Source organism: Microbispora sp. H10670 (genome assembly GCF_014161385.1).
Lineage (GTDB): Bacteria > Actinomycetota > Actinomycetes > Streptosporangiales > Streptosporangiaceae > Microbispora > Microbispora triticiradicis.
Genome location: NZ_JABBWW010000078.1, coordinates 1 through 1,567, shown reverse-complemented (window position 1 = coordinate 1,567; position 1,567 = coordinate 1). Strand labels below are relative to the sequence as shown.

Annotated in this window: 1 protein-coding gene and 1 pseudogene; one reads left to right on the top strand and one right to left on the bottom strand. The window is 68.9% G+C overall.

Annotation, left to right across the window (positions count from 1 at the left end; all coding sequences use genetic code 11):
- A pseudogene (locus tag HHX33_RS37835) lies at positions 1-125 on the top strand (IS982 family transposase); the annotation flags it as partial.
- 34 nt (positions 126-159) lie between these two features.
- Here HHX33_RS37835 and HHX33_RS34585 read toward each other — a convergent pair.
- Positions 160-1,370, bottom strand: a protein-coding gene (locus HHX33_RS34585) for an IS3 family transposase (protein WP_182878243.1) whose coding sequence is annotated in 2 segments (ribosomal slippage) — positions 160-1,061 and positions 1,061-1,370 — 1,212 coding nt in all. Because the reading frame shifts where the segments join, the coding sequence is not laid out codon by codon here.
- Positions 1,371-1,567: the final 197 nt, after the last annotated feature.

Below are 1,567 nucleotides of genomic sequence, written 5' to 3'. Positions count from 1 at the left end.
TATGGAGCGACGACGTGTGGGTGATCGACTCCACGCCGGTCGAATGCGGCCGCTCCCGCCAGACCACCCAACGCAGCGACCTGGCCGGCTGGGCCGAGTACGGCTACTGCGCCTCGCACTCGCGGTTGGGGGTTCCCCCCGGTATGTGGACACCGGCTGTTATGCGGCGATCAGCACCTTATCGGGCTGCTGTTCGTAGTCGATCGGGCTGCGGTAGCCCAGGCTCGAGTGCCTTCTTCGGGTGTTGTAGCGGGTGATCCAGGCGAAGACGGCCAGCCGGGCCGCTCGCGCGGAGGGCCAGCACCTGGCGCCCTGGAGGGTCTCCCGCTTCATCGTGGCGTTGAGCGCCTCGGCCAGCGCGTTGTCCGCACTCGTGCCGACCGCGCCCATCGACTGGCGCACCCCGAGCTGCCGGCACACGGCGGCGAACTCGGCAGAGGTGTATTGCGCCCCGTGGTCGCTGTGAAAGATCGCCCCGGTCAGGGCGCCACCCCTCGTGGCGGCCGCGGCGTGCAGCGCGTCGGCCACCAGGGTGGTACGCATGTGATCGGCGATCGACCACCCGGCCAGCCGCCGCGAATGCAGGTCGATCACCGTGGCCAGATACAGGAAGCGGCCCTCAGCCAGGGGCAGATAGGTGATGTCGCCGACGTAGCGCTGGTTCGGCTCGGCTGCGGTGAAGTCCCGCCTGAGCAGGTCGGGCACCGCCGGGGCCGCCGGCTGCGGCACGGTGGTGCGGACCTTCTTACGCAGGTGAAGCCCGATAATGCCGTGGTCGCGCATCACCCGCTCCACCCGCTTGTGATTGACGCGCTCCCCACCTTGGCGCAGCTCAGCGGTGATGCGGGGGCTGCCGTAGGTCCCGTCGAACTCGGCGTGGATCGTCCTAATCCGCGTCGCGAGCGCGGCGTCCGCAGCGGCGCGGGCCACCCGGGCGGGTGTGGCGGAGCGCCAGCGGTAGTACCCCGAGCGGGACACCGCAAGGACGCGGCACAGTCGCTTGACGCCGAAGGCGCTCGCGTGGTCGGCGACGAACTGGAAGCGACTCACCAATTGGTCTCCCCGGCGAAATACTTGGCCGCCCGGCGCAGGATGTCGCGCTCCAGCTCCAGTTCCCGGATCCGGGCCTTAAGCTGCTTGTTCTCTGCTTCCACGTCGCCCGACGGTAGCGGGGCAGTCGAACGCCTGCCCGCCGGCCCCGCCTTGGCCGGCGCGGTCCCAGCCGCCTGGGCCTGACGCACCCACAACCGCAACGTTTCCCGGCTGATCCCCAGATCCTGGGCCACAGATTTGATCGTCCGGGTCGGATCCGACAGGTACAACGCGACCGCGTCGGCTTTGAACTCAGGCGGATAGACCTTCATGACCACCAAGAACTCCTCGGTCTCCAGATCTCCATGATCTGGCACTCAAGGTGTCCACACCTCGGGGGGAGGGCCCGTTCTTTTGGGGCCTGCGCCTGCATCTGCTGTGCACGCTGGGCGGCCTGCCCGTGGCCTTCGCGCTGACCGGTGCCAAAGCAGATGAACGCACCACCTTGCTGGGCATGCTGCACACCGCCGGCGAC